At 66.1% G+C, this 16551-nt stretch carries 17 protein-coding genes and 1 tRNA gene; 8 read left to right on the plus strand and 10 right to left on the minus strand.

Annotated elements, in window-relative coordinates; all coding sequences use genetic code 11:
• Nucleotides 1-136: 136 nt before the first annotated feature.
• Both P7644_RS15550 and P7644_RS15555 read left to right on the plus strand, forming a co-directional pair.
• The gene (locus P7644_RS15550) at nucleotides 137-1114 is read left to right on the plus strand and encodes a GMP reductase (RefSeq protein WP_404300151.1); all 978 of its coding nucleotides are present in this window, start codon (nucleotides 137-139) and stop codon (nucleotides 1112-1114) included.
• An 84-nt stretch (nucleotides 1115-1198) separates the two neighbouring features.
• Nucleotides 1199-1274 (plus strand) — tRNA-Lys (locus P7644_RS15555).
• 226 nt (nucleotides 1275-1500) lie between these two features.
• Here P7644_RS15555 and P7644_RS15560 read toward each other — a convergent pair.
• Entirely contained in the window at nucleotides 1501-3477 is a 1977-nt protein-coding gene (locus tag P7644_RS15560) for a DNA topoisomerase IV subunit B (protein WP_404300152.1), read from the minus strand.
• Nucleotides 3478-3571: 94 nt separating this feature from the next.
• On the opposite strand from P7644_RS15560, the gene P7644_RS15565 reads away from it, so the two are divergent.
• From P7644_RS15565 to bamC, 5 genes are all read left to right on the plus strand, one after another.
• Nucleotides 3572-4789 (plus strand): MFS transporter, encoded by a 1218-nt coding sequence (locus P7644_RS15565; protein ID WP_404300153.1) that lies wholly within the window; start codon nucleotides 3572-3574, stop codon nucleotides 4787-4789.
• Between the two features lie 2 nt (nucleotides 4790-4791).
• Nucleotides 4792-4920, plus strand: a complete 129-nt coding sequence (locus P7644_RS15570; protein WP_404300154.1) for a hypothetical protein — start codon at nucleotides 4792-4794, stop codon at nucleotides 4918-4920.
• Nucleotides 4920-5471: a class I SAM-dependent methyltransferase gene (locus P7644_RS15575; protein WP_404300155.1), complete on the plus strand. Its 552-nt coding sequence runs from the start codon at nucleotides 4920-4922 to the stop codon at nucleotides 5469-5471. Before P7644_RS15570 ends, P7644_RS15575 begins: the two co-directional genes overlap by 1 nt.
• Before the next feature lie 34 nt (nucleotides 5472-5505).
• Entirely contained in the window at nucleotides 5506-6417 is a 912-nt protein-coding gene (dapA, locus tag P7644_RS15580) for a 4-hydroxy-tetrahydrodipicolinate synthase (RefSeq protein WP_404300156.1), read from the plus strand.
• Nucleotides 6418-6479: 62 nt separating this feature from the next.
• The gene (bamC, locus tag P7644_RS15585) at nucleotides 6480-7568 is read left to right on the plus strand and encodes an outer membrane protein assembly factor BamC (RefSeq protein WP_404300157.1); all 1089 of its coding nucleotides are present in this window, start codon (nucleotides 6480-6482) and stop codon (nucleotides 7566-7568) included.
• 149 nt (nucleotides 7569-7717) lie between these two features.
• Here bamC and P7644_RS15590 read toward each other — a convergent pair whose 3' ends face one another.
• From P7644_RS15590 to P7644_RS15600, 3 genes are all read right to left on the minus strand, one after another.
• Nucleotides 7718-7960 (minus strand): hypothetical protein, encoded by a 243-nt coding sequence (locus P7644_RS15590; RefSeq protein WP_404300158.1) that lies wholly within the window; start codon nucleotides 7958-7960, stop codon nucleotides 7718-7720.
• 201 nt (nucleotides 7961-8161) lie between these two features.
• Entirely contained in the window at nucleotides 8162-8674 is a 513-nt protein-coding gene (locus tag P7644_RS15595; protein WP_404300159.1) for a hypothetical protein, read from the minus strand.
• A 1-nt stretch (nucleotide 8675) separates the two neighbouring features.
• Nucleotides 8676-9800 carry a JmjC domain-containing protein gene (locus tag P7644_RS15600; RefSeq protein ID WP_404300160.1) on the minus strand — a complete coding sequence of 375 codons (1125 nt, stop codon included), beginning with the start codon at nucleotides 9798-9800 and terminating at the stop codon, nucleotides 8676-8678.
• A gap of 52 nt (nucleotides 9801-9852) precedes the next feature.
• Between P7644_RS15600 and P7644_RS15605 the strand changes: the two genes are divergently transcribed.
• Nucleotides 9853-10377, plus strand: coding sequence for a peptidylprolyl isomerase (locus tag P7644_RS15605; RefSeq protein WP_404300161.1), 525 nt, complete (start codon nucleotides 9853-9855; stop codon nucleotides 10375-10377).
• Nucleotides 10378-10408: 31 nt separating this feature from the next.
• On the opposite strand, the gene dut is transcribed toward P7644_RS15605, so the two are convergent.
• The 6 genes from dut to fdhF all read right to left on the minus strand — a co-directional run bounded on the left by dut (nucleotide 10409) and on the right by fdhF (nucleotide 16548).
• Nucleotides 10409-10855, minus strand: a complete 447-nt coding sequence (dut, locus tag P7644_RS15610; protein ID WP_404300162.1) for a dUTP diphosphatase — start codon at nucleotides 10853-10855, stop codon at nucleotides 10409-10411.
• A gap of 18 nt (nucleotides 10856-10873) precedes the next feature.
• Complete coding sequence (locus P7644_RS15615; protein WP_404300163.1) at nucleotides 10874-11269, minus strand: hypothetical protein; 396 nt, start codon at nucleotides 11267-11269, stop codon at nucleotides 10874-10876.
• A complete protein-coding gene (gene coaBC, locus P7644_RS15620) occupies nucleotides 11266-12498 on the minus strand; it encodes a bifunctional phosphopantothenoylcysteine decarboxylase/phosphopantothenate--cysteine ligase CoaBC (RefSeq protein ID WP_404300164.1) in 1233 nt (410 codons plus the stop codon). The genes P7644_RS15615 and coaBC overlap by 4 nt, the downstream gene beginning before the upstream one ends.
• Nucleotides 12499-12635: 137 nt before the next feature.
• Nucleotides 12636-12860, minus strand: a complete 225-nt coding sequence (locus P7644_RS15625; protein ID WP_404300165.1) for a formate dehydrogenase subunit delta — start codon at nucleotides 12858-12860, stop codon at nucleotides 12636-12638.
• The gene (fdhD, locus tag P7644_RS15630) at nucleotides 12842-13693 is read right to left on the minus strand and encodes a formate dehydrogenase accessory sulfurtransferase FdhD (protein WP_404300166.1); all 852 of its coding nucleotides are present in this window, start codon (nucleotides 13691-13693) and stop codon (nucleotides 12842-12844) included. Before fdhD ends, P7644_RS15625 begins: the two co-directional genes overlap by 19 nt.
• Nucleotides 13690-16548, minus strand: coding sequence for a formate dehydrogenase subunit alpha (gene fdhF / locus P7644_RS15635; protein WP_404300167.1), 2859 nt, complete (start codon nucleotides 16546-16548; stop codon nucleotides 13690-13692). The genes fdhD and fdhF overlap by 4 nt, the downstream gene beginning before the upstream one ends.
• Nucleotides 16549-16551 lie beyond the last annotated feature (3 nt).

A 16551-nucleotide genomic window follows, 5' to 3' on the forward strand; every position in this document is an offset into this window, starting at 1 on the left:
CCGGTTTTTTGTGCCTGTGCAAACAGGGTTCGGCGCTGCCTGCCACGACAGCGCCCACACAGCCGGAGCCCAAGCCAAGCGCCCTTTTCGCCCGCGAAATCCCTCGCGCGCGAGCCCTACAGGAGCTTGGAACCTCATGGAAATCTTCGACTACGACAACATCCTGCTGCTGCCGCGCAAGTGCCGCGTGCAAAGCCGTTCGGAATGCGATGCCAGCGTGGAGCTGGGCGGGCGGCGCTTCAAGCTGCCGGTGGTGCCGGCCAACATGAAGACGGTGGTGGACGAGAAAATCTGCATCTGGCTGGCCAAACATGGCTACTTCTATGTGATGCACCGCTTCGACCTGGACAACCTGCAGTTCGTGCGCGAGATGCAGGCGCAGGGCTGCTTCGCCTCGATCTCGCTGGGCATCAAGCAGGCCGACTACGACACCGTGGACCGCCTCAAGGCCGAGGGCCTGACGCCCGAGTACATCACCATCGACATCGCCCATGGCCATGCCGACAGCGTGCGCGACATGATTGCCTACCTCAAGGCACACCTGCCCGCGGCCTTCGTGATCGCCGGCAACGTGGCCACGCCCGAAGCCGTAATCGACCTGGAGAACTGGGGCGCCGACGCCACCAAAGTGGGCGTGGGCCCGGGCAAGGTCTGCATCACCAAGCTCAAGACCGGCTTTGGCACGGGGGGCTGGCAGCTATCGGCCCTGAAATGGTGCGCGCGCGTGGCCACCAAGCCCATCATTGCCGACGGCGGCATCAGGAGCCACGGCGACATCGCCAAGAGCATCCGCTTTGGCGCCACCATGATCATGATCGGCTCGCTGTTCGCCGGCCACGAGGAATCGCCCGGCAAGACCGTGGAGGTGGATGGCGAGCTGTACAAGGAGTACTACGGCTCGGCCAGCGACTTCAACAAGGGCGAATACAAGCATGTGGAAGGCAAGCGCATCCTCGAACCCATCAAGGGCAAGCTGGCCGACACGCTGACCGAGATGGAGCAGGACATCCAGAGCTCCATCAGCTACGCGGGCGGCAGGAAGCTGATGGACATCCGCAAGGTGAACTACGTGATCCTGGGCGGCGACAACGCGGGCGAGCATCTGCTGATGTGATTTTTTTGTGGCAGTTTTCTGGACACCCGGAAAATTGGTGCATAATTCATGGCTGTGCTGCAACGCAGCGCCTCTGAAAAGAGAGGGCTCTTAGCTCAGTTGGTAGAGCAGCGGACTCTTAATCCGTTGGTCGAAGGTTCGAATCCTTCAGGGCCCACCAAGCTATACAAAAAAGCGCGCTATCAAATAGATAGTGCGCTTTTTTCATTCCGGACTTGGACCGCGATTTACAAACTGCGGCACGGGTTGAGGTGAATTGCCTTGATGTGAGCCCAGTCGCGGGGCTCGCCAGACCATCGATTGGGGCGAGCGATGCGGGCGCGTTCGTAGACCTGACGGCCCTGTTCGAGCAGCCACTCCTTGGCCTTGGCGGTTGATTGCCCTCTTTACACATCCACCTCGATGGCATCCCCGTGCAGCTCCATCAGTTCGCGCCGCGCGGCAGCTTCGCCCTTGCCCATGAGCCTGGTGATCAGCCCCTCGGTGGCGGCAAAGTCCATGCCTCCCAGTTGCACCGGCATGAGGCGCCGGGTGTCGGGATTCAGCGTGGTTTCCCACAACTGCTCGGCGTTCATCTCGCCCAGGCCCTTGAAGCGGCTGATCTGGCATTTCTCGCGCGCCACTCCGTCCTTGGCGGCCTTGTCGAGGATGGCCTCGAGCTCGCCCTCGTCCAGCGCGTACAGCTTGGCGGCAGGTTTCTTGCCGCGTGCAGGCACATCCACGCGGTACAGGGGCGGGCGGGCGACGTAGATGTGGCCGGTTTCGATCAACCGGGGGAAGTGACGGAAGAACAGCGTGAGCAACAACACCTGGATATGGGCACCGTCCACGTCGGCATCGCTCAGGATGCAGACCTTGCCGTAGCGCAGGCCGGAGAGGTCGGGGTCGTCATTCGGCCCATGCGGGTCGACGCCGATGGCGACTGAAATATCATGGATTTCGGTGTTGGCAAACAGGCGGTCGCGCTCGACCTCCCAGGTGTTGAGCACCTTTCCGCGCAGCGGCAGCACGGCCTGGGTTTCCTTGTCGCGGCCCATCTTGGCGCTGCCGCCGGCGCTGTCGCCTTCCACCAAAAAAACCTCGTTGTAGGCGGTGTCGCGGCTTTCGCAGTCCGTGAGCTTGCCGGGCAGCACCGCCACACCCGAGCCTTTTTTCTTCTCCACCTTCTGGCCGGCGCGCTGGCGCGTCTGCGCGGCCTTGATGGCGAGTTCGGCCAGCTTCTTGCCATAGTCCACATGCTGGTTCAACCACAACTCCAGCGCGGGCTTGACGAAGCTGCTGACCAGGCGCACGGCATCGCGCGAGTTGAGCCGCTCCTTGATCTGGCCCTGGAATTGCGGATCCAGCACCTTGGCCGAGAGCACGTAGCTGGCGCGCGCAAACACGTCCTCGGGCATGAGCTTCACGCCCTTCGGTAAAAGCGAATGCAGCTCGATGAAGCCCTTGACGGCCTGGAACAACCCGTCCCTCAGGCCGCTTTCGTGCGTGCCGCCGGCACTGGTGGGGATGAGGTTGACGTAGCTCTCGCGCACCGGCGCGCCTTCCTCGGTGAAGGCCACGGCCCAGGCCGCGCCCTCGCCTGCCGCAAAACTATCGTGGCCGGCATCGGCAAAGCCCTCGCCTTCAAACAGCGGAATCACCGGGTCCACGGGCAGGGTCTGCGTCAGGTAGTCCGACAGGCCGCCCTTGTACTGCCAGGTCTGCTGGTCCTTGGTTTTTTCGTTGATGAGCGACACCGACACGCCGGGCATCAGCACGGCCTTGCTGCGCAGCAGGTGGGTGAGCTCGCCCATGGGCAGCAGCGCCGATTCAAAGTATTTGGCGTCGGGCCAGACGCGCACCGTGGTGCCCTGCTTGCGCTCGCCCGCCTGCAGGGTGCGCGCTACCAGGGGCTCGACCACGTCGCCGGCGGCAAAGGCCAGGCGCGCCACCTGCCCCTCGCGGTGCGTGGCCACCTCCAGGCGCGTGGACAGCGCATTGGTGACCGACACGCCCACGCCGTGCAGGCCGCCCGAGAAGCTGTAGGCGCCGCCCTGGCCCTTGTCGAACTTGCCGCCCGCGTGCAGGCGGGTGAAGACGAGTTCGACCACCGGCGCGCCCTCCTCGGGGTGCAGGCCGAAGGGGATGCCGCGCCCGTCATCCTCCACGCTGACCGAGCCGTCCTGGTGCAGCGTGACCCTGATCTTCTTGCCATAGCCGGCCAGCGCCTCGTCGGCGGCGTTGTCCAGCACCTCCTGGATGATGTGCAGGGGGTTGTCGGTGCGGGTGTACATGCCCGGGCGCTGCTTGACGGGTTCCAGGCCCTTCAGCACGCGGATTGAGCCTTCGGAATACGCAGGGGGAGTGGTGGGTTTGACTGCCATGGCGGCGCATTGTAGTGCTGGATATAAAGCCAGTCTTTTGTCCTTTTCAACGATGCGGCAAGCAGCGGCTACGGGTTTTCGCTACATTCACCCGATGCACGACGCGTCCCGAAAACTCTCCATGGCCCAGGTGCTGATCTGCGGCGCCACCATCGTCACCTTGTCCATGGGCATTCGCCACGGCTTCGGCATGTGGCTGCAGCCAGTCACACAGGATATGGGCTGGACGCGCCAGACCTTTGCCCTGGCCATGGCCATCCAGAACCTGTCCTGGGGCCTGTTCGGCATCTTCGGCGGCATGCTGGCCGACCGCTTCGGCGCCTTTCGCGTACTGATCCTGGGCGCCCTGTTGTACGCGCTGGGCCTGGCCGGCATGGCGCTGTCGCCCACACCGCTGCTGTTTTCGCTGACCACGGGCGTGCTCATAGGCGCGGCCCAGGCCGGCACGACCTACGCCGTCATCTACGGCGTGCTGGGCCGGCAGATTGCGGCCGAACGACGCTCCTGGGCCATGGGTGTGGCGGCGGCCGCGGGTTCGTTCGGGCAGTTCCTCATGATGCCGCTGGAGGGCCAGCTCATCCTGCGCCTGGGCTGGCAGGATGCGCTGCTGGTGCTCTCGGCCATGGTGCTGCTCATCGTGCCGCTGGCCTTCGGCCTGCGCGAGCCGGGTTTCCATGGCAGCGCGCCCATCAAGCGCACGCAGTCCGCAGGCCATGCCTTTGCCGAGGCGCTGCGCTACCCGAGCTTTCTGCTGCTCACCGCGGGCTACTTCGTCTGCGGCTTCCAGGTGGTGTTCATCGGCGTGCACATGCCCAGCTACCTCAAGGACCACGGCCTGTCGCCCCAGGTGGCCAGCTATGCGCTGGCGCTGATCGGGCTGTTCAACGTGTTTGGCACCTACATTGCCGGCACGCTGGGCCAGCGCATGCCGAAGCGCCACATCCTGGCCTTCATCTACTTCGCACGCGCCGTGGCCATCAGCGTCTTCCTGCTGACGCCGCTGTCGTCCATGTCGGTGTATGTGTTCTCGGCCGTGATCGGTGCGCTGTGGCTGTCCACCGTGCCGCCCACCAACGCCGCCGTGGCGCAGATCTTTGGCGTGCAGCATCTGTCCATGCTCAGCGGCTTCGTATTCTTCAGCCATCAGATTGGCAGCTTCCTGGGCGTATGGCTGGGCGGCTACCTGTACGACACCACCGGCAGCTACGACATCGTCTGGTATCTGGCCATCGCCCTGGGCGTGGCCGCGGGCCTGATCAACCTGCCGGTGCGCGAGGGCGCGATTGCCCGGCCCGCGCCCCAGGCCGCCTGAGCATGCGCACCGTACACAAGCGCTGGATTGCCTTTGCGGCCACGCTGACCGTGCTGCTGACCGTATTCGCCCTGTACCTGGAGCCAGATTTCATGCGCACGCTAGCCGATCAGGTCTGGGCCTGCTTCTGATGCGCTCCAGCATCGCCCCTTCGGACTGGATCCGGCGCTGGTCGCACCTCGTGCCCGCCGGCGGCAAGGTTCTGGACGTGGCCTGCGGCCAGGGCCGCCACATGCGCTGGTTCTTTGAGAGAAATCACGACGTAACCGGCATAGATAAAGCGCCAGAAGCTATTGAATCAGTAGTAAATCTGGGCCAAGCGATCCAGGCCGACATCGAGGACGGCCCCTGGCCCCTGCCTGGGCAGCGCTTTGCCGGCGTGGTGGTGACCAACTACCTGTGGCGCCCCCTGCTGCCCACCCTCGTCGCCAGCGTGGCCCCCGGCGGCGTACTGCTGTACGAGACCTTTGCCCAGGGCCACGAGACCGTGGGCCGGCCCGCACGGCCGGAATTTCTGCTGCGCCCCGGCGAGTTGCTGCAGGCCTGCCAGGGGCTGCGCGTGGTGGCCTATGAAGATGGCTTCCTGGAAGACCCCGCGCGCTTCGTGCAGCGCATCGCCGCCGTGCGCGAGCCAATGTCGACCAGCGTGCCTTTGCGCCTGTCGCTTTGTGGCGCAGCCTAGTTAGAATGCCCTTTTACCGTTTTTGTACGCGGACATGACCTCTTCCAGCGCCACCCTCACCGGCAGCATCGTCGCCCTCGTCACCCCCATGCACGACGACGGCAGTGTGGACTACCCCACGCTGCGCAAACTCATCGACTGGCATATCCAGGAAGGCACCGACTGCATCGGCGTCGTGGGCACGACGGGCGAATCGCCCACGGTGAACGTCGAGGAACATTGCGAAATCATCCGCGTGTCTGTCGAGCAGTCCGCCGGGCGCGTGCCCATCATGGCCGGCTGCGGCGCCAACTCCACCTTGGAAGCCATCGAGCTGGCCAAGTTTGCCAAGAAGGTCGGCGCCGACAGCCAGCTGCAGGTCGTGCCCTACTACAACAAGCCCACGCAGGAAGGCCAATACCGCCACTTCAAGGCGATTGCCGAGGCCACGGGCGACCTGCCCATGGTGCTCTACAACGTGCCCGGCCGATCGGTGGCCGACATGCTGCACGAGACCGTGCTGCGCTTGACACAGGTGCCCGGCATCGTCGGCATCAAGGAGGCGACGGGCAACATCGAGCGCGCGCAATGGCTGATCCGCGACGTGCCCAAAAGCTTTGCCGTGTACTCGGGCGACGACCCCACGGCCGTGGCCCTGATGCTGTGCGGCGGCCAGGGCAATATCAGCGTCACGGCCAACATCGCCCCGCGCCTGATGCACGAGCTGTGCGTGGCGGCCATTGCCGGCGACACGCGCCGCGCCATGGAGATACAGCTGCGTCTGCTGCCGGTGCACAAGCAGTTGTTCGTCGAGGCCAACCCCATCCCCGTTAAATGGGCCATGCAGCGCATGGGCCTGTGCGGCGGCGCCATCCGTCTACCGATGACGCCCCTTTCCCAGGGCAACGAGGCCGTGGTCGAAACCGCCCTGCGCGCCGCTGGGTTGCTGGCGGCCAACAACGCCTGAAGCCACCACCTCACCGGGCGCGCCCACACGCCCGGTTCGTCTTGGATCCGAAGGATTTTCGCGTGAACGCTACCACCCGCCTGGGCCTGCTAGGCCTTGCCGTGACCTTGTCCGCCTGCTCCGTACTGGAGAACGACAAGATCGACTACAAAAGCGCCACCAAGGGTGCGACGCTAGAGGTCCCCCCAGACCTCAACCAGCTCTCTCGCGAGACGCGCTACACCGTGCCTGGCGGCGCAGTGTCGGCCGCCGCCTTCGAGGCCGGGCAGGCGCAGCAGCCGCGCGGCGCAGCCAGTGCCGCGCCCCAGACCATAGGCGACGTACGCATCGAGCGCGACGGCAACCAGCGCTGGCTGATCGTGAACCGCCCCGTTGACCAACTGTGGGATCCGGTGCGTGACTTCTGGCTGGAAAACGGCTTTGTCTACACCCTGGAGCAACCCAAGCTCGGCATCCTGGAAACCGACTGGGCCGAAAACCGCGCCAAGCTGCCCCAGGACATCATTCGCTCCACCATCGGCAAGGTGTTTGACTCGCTCTACTCCACGGGCGAGCGTGACAAGTTTCGCACCCGCCTGGAGCGCACGGCCAGCGGCGCCACCGAGATCTTCATCACCCATCGCGGCATGCAGGAGGTCTACACCTCGGCCCAGAAGGACAGCACGGTGTGGCAACCGCGCCCGGCCGATGCGGAACTGGAGACCGAATTCCTGCGCCGCCTGATGGTCAAGCTGGGCGTGAGCGAGGAGCAGTCCAAGGCCGCCGCGACCACCCCTGTGCCGACCACGCCCGGCGCACGCATGGCCACGCTGAACGACGTGCCCGTGGTGCAACTCGGCGAGGGCTTCGACCGCGCCTGGCGCCGCGTGGGCGTGTCGCTCGATCGCACGGGCTTCACGGTGGAAGACCGCGACCGCAGCCAGGGTGTGTATTTCGTGCGTTATGTGGCGCCAGGCGACAAGAAGGAGAAGGGGTTCTTCAGCAAGCTGTTCTCAAGCTCGCCCGACGCCGCCGCCCCGCTCAAGTACCGCATCGTGGTGCGCAGCGAGGGCAACCAGAGCACGATCTCGGTACTGAACGCAGCCGGCGCACCCGAGACCTCGGCCAACGCCCAGCGCATCATCCGCGTGCTCGCCGACGACCTCAAGTAAGCCCGGCACGGCCCGCCCCTGCACGGGGCACCGGTGCGGTGACGCGCATGAGGCCAAGAGCGGCCTACGCAGCAACAAAAAACCCCGGCCTGAACGACCGGGGTTTTTTGTTGGCGTGTGCCGGGCCCGATAGCCCGGCGAGCCCGTGCTTACTTGGCTTCGGAAGCAGCGCTGGTGGCAGCGCCAGCGGCCGCATCGGCAGCTGCCTTGGCTGCGTCGGTGGCGGCAGCGGCAGGAGCCTCCGCGGAGGCAGGAGCTTCTGCGGGAGCGGCTGCAGGCGCTGGTGCCTCTACGGGAGCAGGTGCGGGCGCCGGTGCGGGCTCTTCCTTCTTGCCGCAGGCAGCAAGTGCGGCAGCAGCGATCAAGGCAGCCAGGACGACGGAGTTCTTCATTTCAGTTTCCTATGGGAACAAGTGATAGTCATGAAAAGCCGCGGCATCCGCCTCTTGCAGCGGTAGACCCGGCGACGGCGCATTGCTTGATATAAAGCAAAAAACCAGACGGAATACCAGCTGAATATTATAGAAAGTTTTCGTCAATAGTGGATAACACGAAGGAATCAATACCCTCGTTACAACACATGGTTTCGCCTGTCACAGGCCCAGAGTGGATGCTGGAAAGCCTGGGCTGCTTTTGCGCTCCAGCCACTCATTGATGGCTTCGCGCAGCAGGATGCACCGCTCGGGCTCGACGCCCGTCACCCCATTGCAGCGCAGCGGGTCGTGGCGCTGCAGCACCCAGTGCGGCGACCAAATGGCACTGGGCAGGTCCTGCGGGTCGGCCGCACCAGCGCGGCGGCAGACGACGATGTGATCCCAGCGCACGCGCCATTGCACAAAGCGTGCATGCCTGCGCACCACCTCGGCATAGTCGGCTGCCAACATGGTCAGGCGCCGCCCGGTGCGCGCCCATTGCTGCAGCGACTCGGCCACCGCACGCTCGCCTAGGGGCCAGTCGTGGAAATTCGCGTCGCACAGGATCAGCTCGGACCAGCCCTCGCGCGCCGCACAGGCGAGCGCATCGCGCACCCGCTGCTGGAAGGCCTCGCGCCCCTCGAAACGGCCACCGGGCAGCTGGGGCACTGGGGCCATGGTGGTGTCGTTCATTTCAAGCCGCAGGGCCGGCATGGGCCCAGCCGGCCTCGCACCATGACGACAGCAGCTCCAACGCCGCATCACTGGCATGCGCCAGCTCGCGCGCGTCCAGCCGGCGCTGGTCGGCCAGGCGCCGCATCAGCGTGGCATCGCGCCCCGCGGCGCGGTAGCTCTCGCCGTTAATGAAGACATGCTTGTCGTCATACATCATGCGCGTGCGCCGGTCGAGCGCCACGCTCTCCAGCATCACGCCCACCTGCGCGGGCTCGAACCAGACATTCGGCTTGGGTTCGGTCAGGGCCTCGCCCAGCGCGCATTCCAGCGCCTGCGGCTGCTCCAGCGCCAGCCGCACGGCCTTGCGCGCAAAGTCCTGCAGCGCGGCGGGAATGGCGCCCGGGCCGGCCACGGCAGCTTGCTTCGGGTCGCGGTAGATGGCACCCTCCTCGTCGGCCGCGGCCTCGGCCATGCGCTGCAGCACCTCGTGCGCCAGCTGCGCGCCGTTAGGCGAGCGAAAGCCTATGGAGTAGGTCATGCACTCGCCCTCGGCAATGCCGTCATGGGCCCAGCCGGGGGGCAGATAGAGCATGTCGCCAGGCTCCAGCACATGCTCCTCCTCGGGCTCGAAGGCCGCGAGGATTTTCAGCGGCAGGTCGGGGCGCAGCGTCTTGTCCTTTTGCCGGCCTATGCGCCAGCGCCGCCGCCCATGGGCCTGCAGCAGGAAGACATCGTAATTGTCGAAATGCGGCCCCACGCCGCCGCCATCGGTGGCGTAGCTGATCATCAGGTCATCGAGCCGCGCCTCAGGCACGAAGCGGAACTGCTGCAGGAGCGCGTGCACGGCCTCGTTGTGCAGGTCCACGCCCTGCACCAGCGCGGTCCAGCGCGGCGTGGCCAGGGAGGGCAGCGAGCGGCGCGCCAGCGGCCCGTGGCGCAGCACCCACTGGCCGGCCTTGTCCTGGATGAAGCGCGACTCCACGCCGTCCCGCCCGGCCAGGTCGAGCAGCTCGGCGCGGGAGAGGAGCGGCTTGAAGCCGGGAATGGCCTGCCGCACCAGCAGCGGCTTCTTGTGCCAATGGCGGCGCATGAACTGCGCCGGGCTCAGGCCCCCGAGCAGGGCCAGTGGTTGTTGTACGTCCATGGGATAGTTTCAGGCCGCGCGCGGCAGGGCAACGAACTGCGACAATTGTCCTATGGAAATCACCGAACAATGTGTGGCTGCCCTGACCTGGGTCCTAAAGGACACGCTGGGCGAAGAGCTTGACGTACTCGACGATCCCGTGGAGTTCCTGGTCGGCGGCGACGATCTGCTCGCGCGCATCGAGGAGGCCCTGCAGGGCCATGGCGTGGGCGCCGAACTGGCGCTGCACCTGGAGCCCGAGGACGCCTTTGGCGACTACCAGGAGCAGCTGCTGTTCCTGGAGCCGCGCCAGCTGTTCCCGGCCGACCTCGAGGAAGGCATGACCTTCGACGGCTCGGCCCTGCCCGAGGGCGTCAACCCCGAGGCGCCGCGCGATGCCCTCTACACCGTGGCGCAGATCTATCCCGAGCATGTGGTGCTCGACGGCAACCACCCGCTGGCGGGCATCGCCCTGCGCCTGCTGCTCAAGGTGCATGGCGTGCGCGAGGCGACCGAGGAGGAAATCGGCCGCGGCACGGCCGGCACGGGGTTCTTCCGCATCCAGCCACAGGCGCCCGGCAACGACCTGCTGCATTGACCAACGGGGCCGCCAGCGGCCGCTTGCCGGCTCAATGCTTGCCGGTGGAGCCGTAGCCGCCCTCGCCGCGTGCGCTTGCGGGGAAGTCCGTCACCACATTGAACCGCGCCTGCACCACCGGCACGATGACCAGTTGCGCCAGCCGCTCCATGGGCTGCAGCGTGAAGGCCGTATCGCTGCGGTTCCAGGCGCTGACCATGAGCTGGCCCTGGTAGTCGCTGTCGATCAACCCCACCAGGTTGCCCAGCACGATGCCATGCTTGTGCCCCAGGCCCGAGCGCGGCAGGATCATGGCCGCATAGCCCGGATCCTTCAGATAGATGGCGATGCCCGTGGGCACCAGCTGCCAGGCGTTGGGCGCCAGCTGCAGCGGCTCATCAATGCAGGCGCGCAGGTCCAGCCCGGCGCTGCCGGGCGTGGCGTAGGCAGGCAACTGATCCGCCATGCGCGGGTCGAGAATCTTGACGTCTATCTTCATGAGAACAAGGGTTACAAATCAACGGTCATTGGCGCCAGGGCCGCGCCTGGACTTCCACACGCCGTAGCCCACGCCGGCCACCACCACCGCCCCGATCGCCAGGGGCAGCAGCGCGGGCGCGAACCACATCAGCAGCGCAAACAGGATCCACAGCAGCAGTGGCCATCTGGCCAGCATGGCACGCGCCGCGGCCGGGCCTGCCGGGTGAGCCTGGCGTTGCCGGCTGGCCTTAGTACCGGTGGTTTTGGCAATGCTGGTCGCGGCAGTCACGGCGGCGCCTGCCTTGGCGAGAGCCCCGGCCGGCACGGCAGCGCGCTGCGGGCCACGGTCTTGCAGCAGGCGCTCCACATAGCGCGCATAGTCGCCATCGGGCGGCTCGCCATAGTCACCGAGATGGGGGTATGAGTCGCTCATGGCGTGGGCGCTGGCGCCTCACGCAGGCGCCGCGCGATCTCGGCCACCAGCTGTCGGCCCAGCTCGGCCTTGGACGCGCGCGCCAGCTCGCGGTGGCCTTGGGCGTCGACCAGCAGCAGCGCGTTGTCATCCTGCCCGAAGGTGGCCGGGCCGATGTTGCCCACCAGCAGCGGCACGCCCTTGCGCACGCGCTTGGCGCTGGCGTGATCAAGCAGGTTCTCGCTTTCGGCCGCAAAACCGACGCAGTACAGCTGGCCCGCGCGCGCGCGTTCGGACTGCGCCACCGTGGCCAGGATGTCGGGGTTCTCCACAAAGGCCAGTGCCGGCATCTCGCCCGAGCCATCCTTTTTGATCTTCTGCTCGGCGGCATTCGCCGGTCGCCAGTCAGCCACGGCCGCCGTAGCTATAAAAATAGAAGCATTCTGCGCTTGACCCTCAACCGCTTGAAGCATATTTCGTGCAGAACGGACGTCGATGCGGCGCACGCCACGCGGCGTAGGCAGATGCACCGGGCCGGCGACCAGCGTGACCTCGGCGCCGGCCTGGCGCGCCGCGCGGGCAACGGCAAAACCCATCTTGCCGGAGGATAGATTGGTGATGCCGCGCACCGGGTCTATGGCCTCAAAGGTGGGCCCGGCGGTGATCAGCACGCGCTGGCCGGCAAGCAGCTTGGGGGCAAAGAACGCCACCAACTCCTCATAGATTTCCTCGGCCTCCAGCATGCGGCCGTCGCCCGTCTCGCCGCAGGCCTGCTCGCCATGGCCCACGCCCAGCACCGTGGCGCCATCGCGTGCCACCTGGGCCAGGTTGCGCTGCGTGGCCGGGTGGGCCCACATCTCGCGGTTCATGGCCGGCGCGATCAGCAGCGGCACACGCTCCATCGGCCGAGCCAGGCACAGCAGGCTCAGGAGCTCGTCGGCGCGCCCCTGCACCAGGCGGGCGATGAAGTCCGCGCTGCACGGCGCAATGAGGATCGCATCCGCCTCGCGGCTCAGGTTGATGTGAGGCATGTTGTTGGCCTCGCGCGCGTCCCACTGTGAGCCGTAGACTGCCCGCCCCGACAATGCCTGCATGGTCACGGGCGTAATGAACTGCTCGGCCGCCTCGGTCATCACCACCTGTACGGTGGCGCCGGCCTTGGTGATCAGCCGCGCCAATTCGGCGCTTTTGTAGCAGGCGACGCCGCCGCTCAAACCCAAAACGATATGTTTGCCTGCGAGTTCCATCATGGGTTGGCAATGTAGCAGACCGCTTTGTTGCGGGCCGGTGGCGCTCGGTATGTGGGGGGCCACCACGGCAGCACTGGCCTGCCCGGCCATCTGGGCATTGCGGCGGTGGCCGCGGCTACTTGCCAGGCCGAAAGCCGCTATTCGAGTAAATCCCGATGCATTTGCACGGCCGACACCAGCAGACGGTGCGCCTGCTCTCCCTGGCCGGTATCCAGCAGCGACAGCAGTGCGCGCCGCATCTGCGGGGGCCAAAATTTCTTCAAGTGCAGGGCCAGTTCCCTCAAGGCCTCCTGTTGATCCGGAAAGCTCTCAAAAAAAATGGCGATCTGGTTGCCCATCCGAATCAGGTGGCTGTCTTGCATGGCACCGTTTCCCATATGAACCTCTGTGCATGGGTATAGACGTTGCAGTCCTGCCCGCGCACAAAACCGAGCAGGGTCAGGCCGCAAGCCTCGGCGACCTCGATCGCCAGACTGGTGACGCCCGATACCGCGGCCAGCAGGCCCACCCCCGCATGGGCGGTTTTTTGCACCATCTCATAGCTGGCGCGGCTGCTGATGGCGATGAAGCCGCCATCGAGTGGCGCACCGGTGCGCGCCATGGCACCAATCAGCTTGTCCAGCGCGTTGTGTCGCCCGACGTCCTCGCGCACCAGGCAGATGTCTCCCGCAGGGGTACACCAGGCGGCCGCATGGGTGGAGCCAGTCAGCGCCAGTAGCTCTTGTCGCTCGCGCATGGCCTCCATCGCCTGGCTGACGGCCCTGGCCGAAAAAAGCACCTGCGACCGCACCGGCTCCGGCAGGCGCACGGCATGCGCCAGGCTTTCAGTGCCACACAGACCACAGCCTGTGCGCCCGGCCAAGACGCGCCGCATCTCCTTGAGGCGTGCAAAGCAGGCGCCGGCGATCTCCAGCTGCACGGTGCAGCACTGCTGCCCGACATCGATTTCCACGCCGTAGATCTGGCCTGCTTGCTGCACTATGCCCTCCGACAGGGCAAACCCATAGGCAAAGTCCTCCAGGTCCTCGGGCGTGGCCATCATCACGGCATGCGCCACGCCGTTGAACTCCAGGGCCACCGGCAGCTCTCGCACCACCCAGTCCTGGCGTTGTACCGGCATGCCGGCCCTCAAGCCCTGCACGGCGACCGCCTTGCAGGACCGTGGCACGGGCTGCGCTGGGTTGGGAATGCTCATCGCCCATCCAATCCTGCCAGCGCCCATTGCTCGCTGTGCTGGCGCTGCTGGTTGGCCTGCCAGGGCGCGATTCTCTGCACGGGCAGGACCTGCACCGCCGTGACCTTGTACTCCGGGCAGTTGGTGGCCCAGTCGGAGCTGTCGGTGGTGATCACGTTGGCGCCCGACTCGGGAAAGTGGAAGGTGGTGTAGACCACTCCCGGCGGCACACGCTCGGTGATGCAGGCACGCAACGTGGTCTGGCCGGCGCGGCTGTGCACGCCCACGCGCTCACCGTCGCGTATGCCACGCTCCTGGGCGTCGTGCGGGTGGATTTCAAGCACATCTTCGCTGTGCCACTGCACGTTGTCGGTGCGCCGCGTCTGCGCGCCCACGTTGTATTGCGACAGGATGCGGCCAGTGGTCAATATCAAGGGGTATTTGCGTGTCACCTTCTCATCCGTGGCCACGTACTGGGTGATCATGAAGCGCCCCTTGCCGCGCACAAAGCCCCCGACATGCATGGTCTCGGTGCCGTTTTCGGGCGTGGACGCATTGCACGGCCATTGCACGCTGCCCAGGCGGTCGATTTTTTCGTAGCTCACGCCGGCAAAGCTAGGGGTCAGGGCGGCAATTTCGGCCATGATGTCGCGCGGGTGCTGGTAGGGCATGGCGCAGCCCAGCGCCCGGGCGAGTTGGGCGGTCACCTGCCAATCGGCATAGCCGGCCAGCGGCGCCATGAGCTGGCGCACGCGCGAGATGCGGCGCTCGGCATTGGTAAAGGTGCCGTCCTTTTCCATAAACGACGAACCGGGCAAAAACACATGCGCGTATTTGGCGGTTTCGTTCAGAAAGATATCCTGCACGATGACGCATTCCATGGCTCCCAGCGCCGCCTGCACATGCTGGGTGTTGGGGTCGGACTGGGCGATGTCCTCACCCTGGCAGTACAGCGCCTTGAAGCTGCCGGCAATAGCGGCGTCAAACATGTTGGGGATGCGCAGTCCCGGCTCGGGGTCCAGCACCACGCCCCACGCGGCTTCAAAGTCGGCGCGCACGGTGGCATCCGAGATGTGGCGGTAGCCCGGCAGCTCATGCGGGAAGGAGCCCATGTCGCAGGCGCCCTGGACGTTGTTCTGCCCGCGCAGCGGGTTCACGCCCACACCTTCACGCCCGACGTTGCCGGTGGCCATGGCCAGGTTGGCAATGGCCATCACCGCCGTCGAGCCCTGGGCATGCTCGGTCACGCCCAGGCCGTAGTAAATGGCGGCATTGCCGCCGGTAGCGTACAGGCGGGCAGCGGCGCGCAGCATGTCGGCGGGCACGCCGGACACCGCCGCCAGCGCCTCGGGGCTGTTCTCGGGCCGGGCGACAAACCCGCACCACTGGGCAAAAGACTTGGCATCGCAGCGCTCGGCGATGTAGTCGCGCGCCAGCAAATCTTCGGTGACGATGACATGCGCCAGCGCGCTGAGCACCGCCACGTTGGTGCCGGGGCGCAGTTGCAGGTGGTAGTCGGCCTTGACATGGGGAGCATCGACCAGATCGATCTGGCGCGGGTCGATGACGATGAGCCGCGCGCCCTGGCGCAGGCGCTTCTTTAAACGCGAGGCAAACACCGGGTGCGCGTCCGAGGGGTTGGCACCCATGACGACGATGACGTCCGCCTGCTCGACCGAGCGAAAGCTCTGCGTGCCCGCCGAGGTGCCGAAGGTCTGCCCCAGGCCATAGCCGGTGGGCGAATGGCAGACGCGTGCGCAAGTGTCCACGTTGTTGTTGCCAAAGGCGGCGCGCACCAGCTTTTGCACCAGGTAGGTCTCTTCGTTGGTGCAGCGCGATGAGGCGATGCCGCCCACCGCGTTGCGCCCGTATTGCGCCTGGATGCGGCGCAGCTCGGTCGCGGCGTAGGCAATGGCCTCGTCCCAGCTCACCTCCTGCCAGGGGTCGGTTGTCTTGCGGCGGATCATGGGCTTGAGCATGCGATCCTGGTGCGTGGCGTAGCCCCAGGCAAAGCGCCCCTTGATGCAGGCGTGGCCCTCGTTGGCCCGGCCGTCCTTCCAGGGGACCATGCGCACCACCTGGCTGCCCTTCATCTCGGCCTTGAAGCCACAACCCACGCCGCAGTAGGCGCAGGTGGTGATCTTGCTGTGCTCGCCCTGGCCCCATTCAAGCACGCTCTTTTCCTGCAGGCTGTCCGTGGGACAGGCCTGCACGCAGGCGCCGCAGCTGACGCAGTCGGACTCCATGAACGGCTGGTCTTGCCCGGCGGAGACATGCGAGGCAAAGCCGCGCCCGCTGATCGTCAGCGCAAAGGTGCCCTGGACCTCGTCGCAGGCGCGCACACAGCGGCTGCAGACGATGCACTTGGCCGGGTCGAATGCGAAATAAGGGTTGGACTCGTCCTTGGCACTGTCCAGGTGGTGCGCGCCGCCGTATTGCCCCCCCACGCCGTAGCGCACGGCACGCAGACCGGTCACACCGGCCATGGCCTGCAGTTCGCAGTCGCCATTGGCCGAGCAGGTCAGACAATCCAGCGGGTGGTCGGAAATGTAGAGCTCCATCACCCCCTTGCGCAGCTCCTGTAACTTGGGGCTTTGCGTGCGTACCTGCATGCCCTCGGCCACCGGAGTGGTGCAGGAGGCCGGGTAACCCTTGCGCCCCTCGATCTCCACCAGGCACAGCCGGCAGGAACCAAAGGGCTCCAGGCTGTCGGTGGCGCAGAGCTTGGGGATTTGCACACCGGCCTCCACCGCGGCACGCATCAGCGAGGTGCCGGCGGCCACGGTGACACGCGTGCCGTCAATCTCCAGCGTGACCTGCTCGGTGGCCGCGCTGGCAGGCGTGCCATAGTCGATTTCAGGGTATTGATCCAGCATGGT

This window comes from Alicycliphilus denitrificans, from assembly GCF_044792555.1.
Classification (GTDB): Bacteria; Pseudomonadota; Gammaproteobacteria; order Burkholderiales; family Burkholderiaceae_C; genus Alicycliphilus; species Alicycliphilus denitrificans_A.

Excerpts from the sequence above, each read along its gene's own strand:
- P7644_RS15570 (WP_404300154.1), top strand. The coding sequence starts at position 4,792 with ATGCGCACCGTACACAAGCGCTGGATTGCCTTTGCGGCCACGCTGACC.
- P7644_RS15560 (WP_404300152.1), bottom strand. The coding sequence starts at position 3,477 with ATGGCAGTCAAACCCACCACTCCCCCTGCGTATTCCGAAGGCTCAATC.
- fdhF (WP_404300167.1), bottom strand. The coding sequence starts at position 16,548 with ATGCTGGATCAATACCCTGAAATCGACTATGGCACGCCTGCCAGCGCG.
- P7644_RS15590 (WP_404300158.1), bottom strand. The coding sequence starts at position 7,960 with ATGAAGAACTCCGTCGTCCTGGCTGCCTTGATCGCTGCTGCCGCACTT.
- P7644_RS15565 (WP_404300153.1), top strand. The coding sequence starts at position 3,572 with ATGCACGACGCGTCCCGAAAACTCTCCATGGCCCAGGTGCTGATCTGC.
- dut (WP_404300162.1), bottom strand. The coding sequence starts at position 10,855 with ATGAAGATAGACGTCAAGATTCTCGACCCGCGCATGGCGGATCAGTTG.
- P7644_RS15575 (WP_404300155.1), top strand. The coding sequence starts at position 4,920 with ATGCGCTCCAGCATCGCCCCTTCGGACTGGATCCGGCGCTGGTCGCAC.
- P7644_RS15625 (WP_404300165.1), bottom strand. The coding sequence starts at position 12,860 with ATGCAAGACAGCCACCTGATTCGGATGGGCAACCAGATCGCCATTTTT.
- P7644_RS15615 (WP_404300163.1), bottom strand. The coding sequence starts at position 11,269 with ATGAGCGACTCATACCCCCATCTCGGTGACTATGGCGAGCCGCCCGAT.
- dapA (WP_404300156.1), top strand. The coding sequence starts at position 5,506 with ATGACCTCTTCCAGCGCCACCCTCACCGGCAGCATCGTCGCCCTCGTC.
- P7644_RS15605 (WP_404300161.1), top strand. The coding sequence starts at position 9,853 with ATGGAAATCACCGAACAATGTGTGGCTGCCCTGACCTGGGTCCTAAAG.
- P7644_RS15600 (WP_404300160.1), bottom strand. The coding sequence starts at position 9,800 with ATGGACGTACAACAACCACTGGCCCTGCTCGGGGGCCTGAGCCCGGCG.
- P7644_RS15550 (WP_404300151.1), top strand. The coding sequence starts at position 137 with ATGGAAATCTTCGACTACGACAACATCCTGCTGCTGCCGCGCAAGTGC.
- coaBC (WP_404300164.1), bottom strand. The coding sequence starts at position 12,498 with ATGATGGAACTCGCAGGCAAACATATCGTTTTGGGTTTGAGCGGCGGC.
- P7644_RS15595 (WP_404300159.1), bottom strand. The coding sequence starts at position 8,674 with ATGAACGACACCACCATGGCCCCAGTGCCCCAGCTGCCCGGTGGCCGT.
- fdhD (WP_404300166.1), bottom strand. The coding sequence starts at position 13,693 with ATGAGCATTCCCAACCCAGCGCAGCCCGTGCCACGGTCCTGCAAGGCG.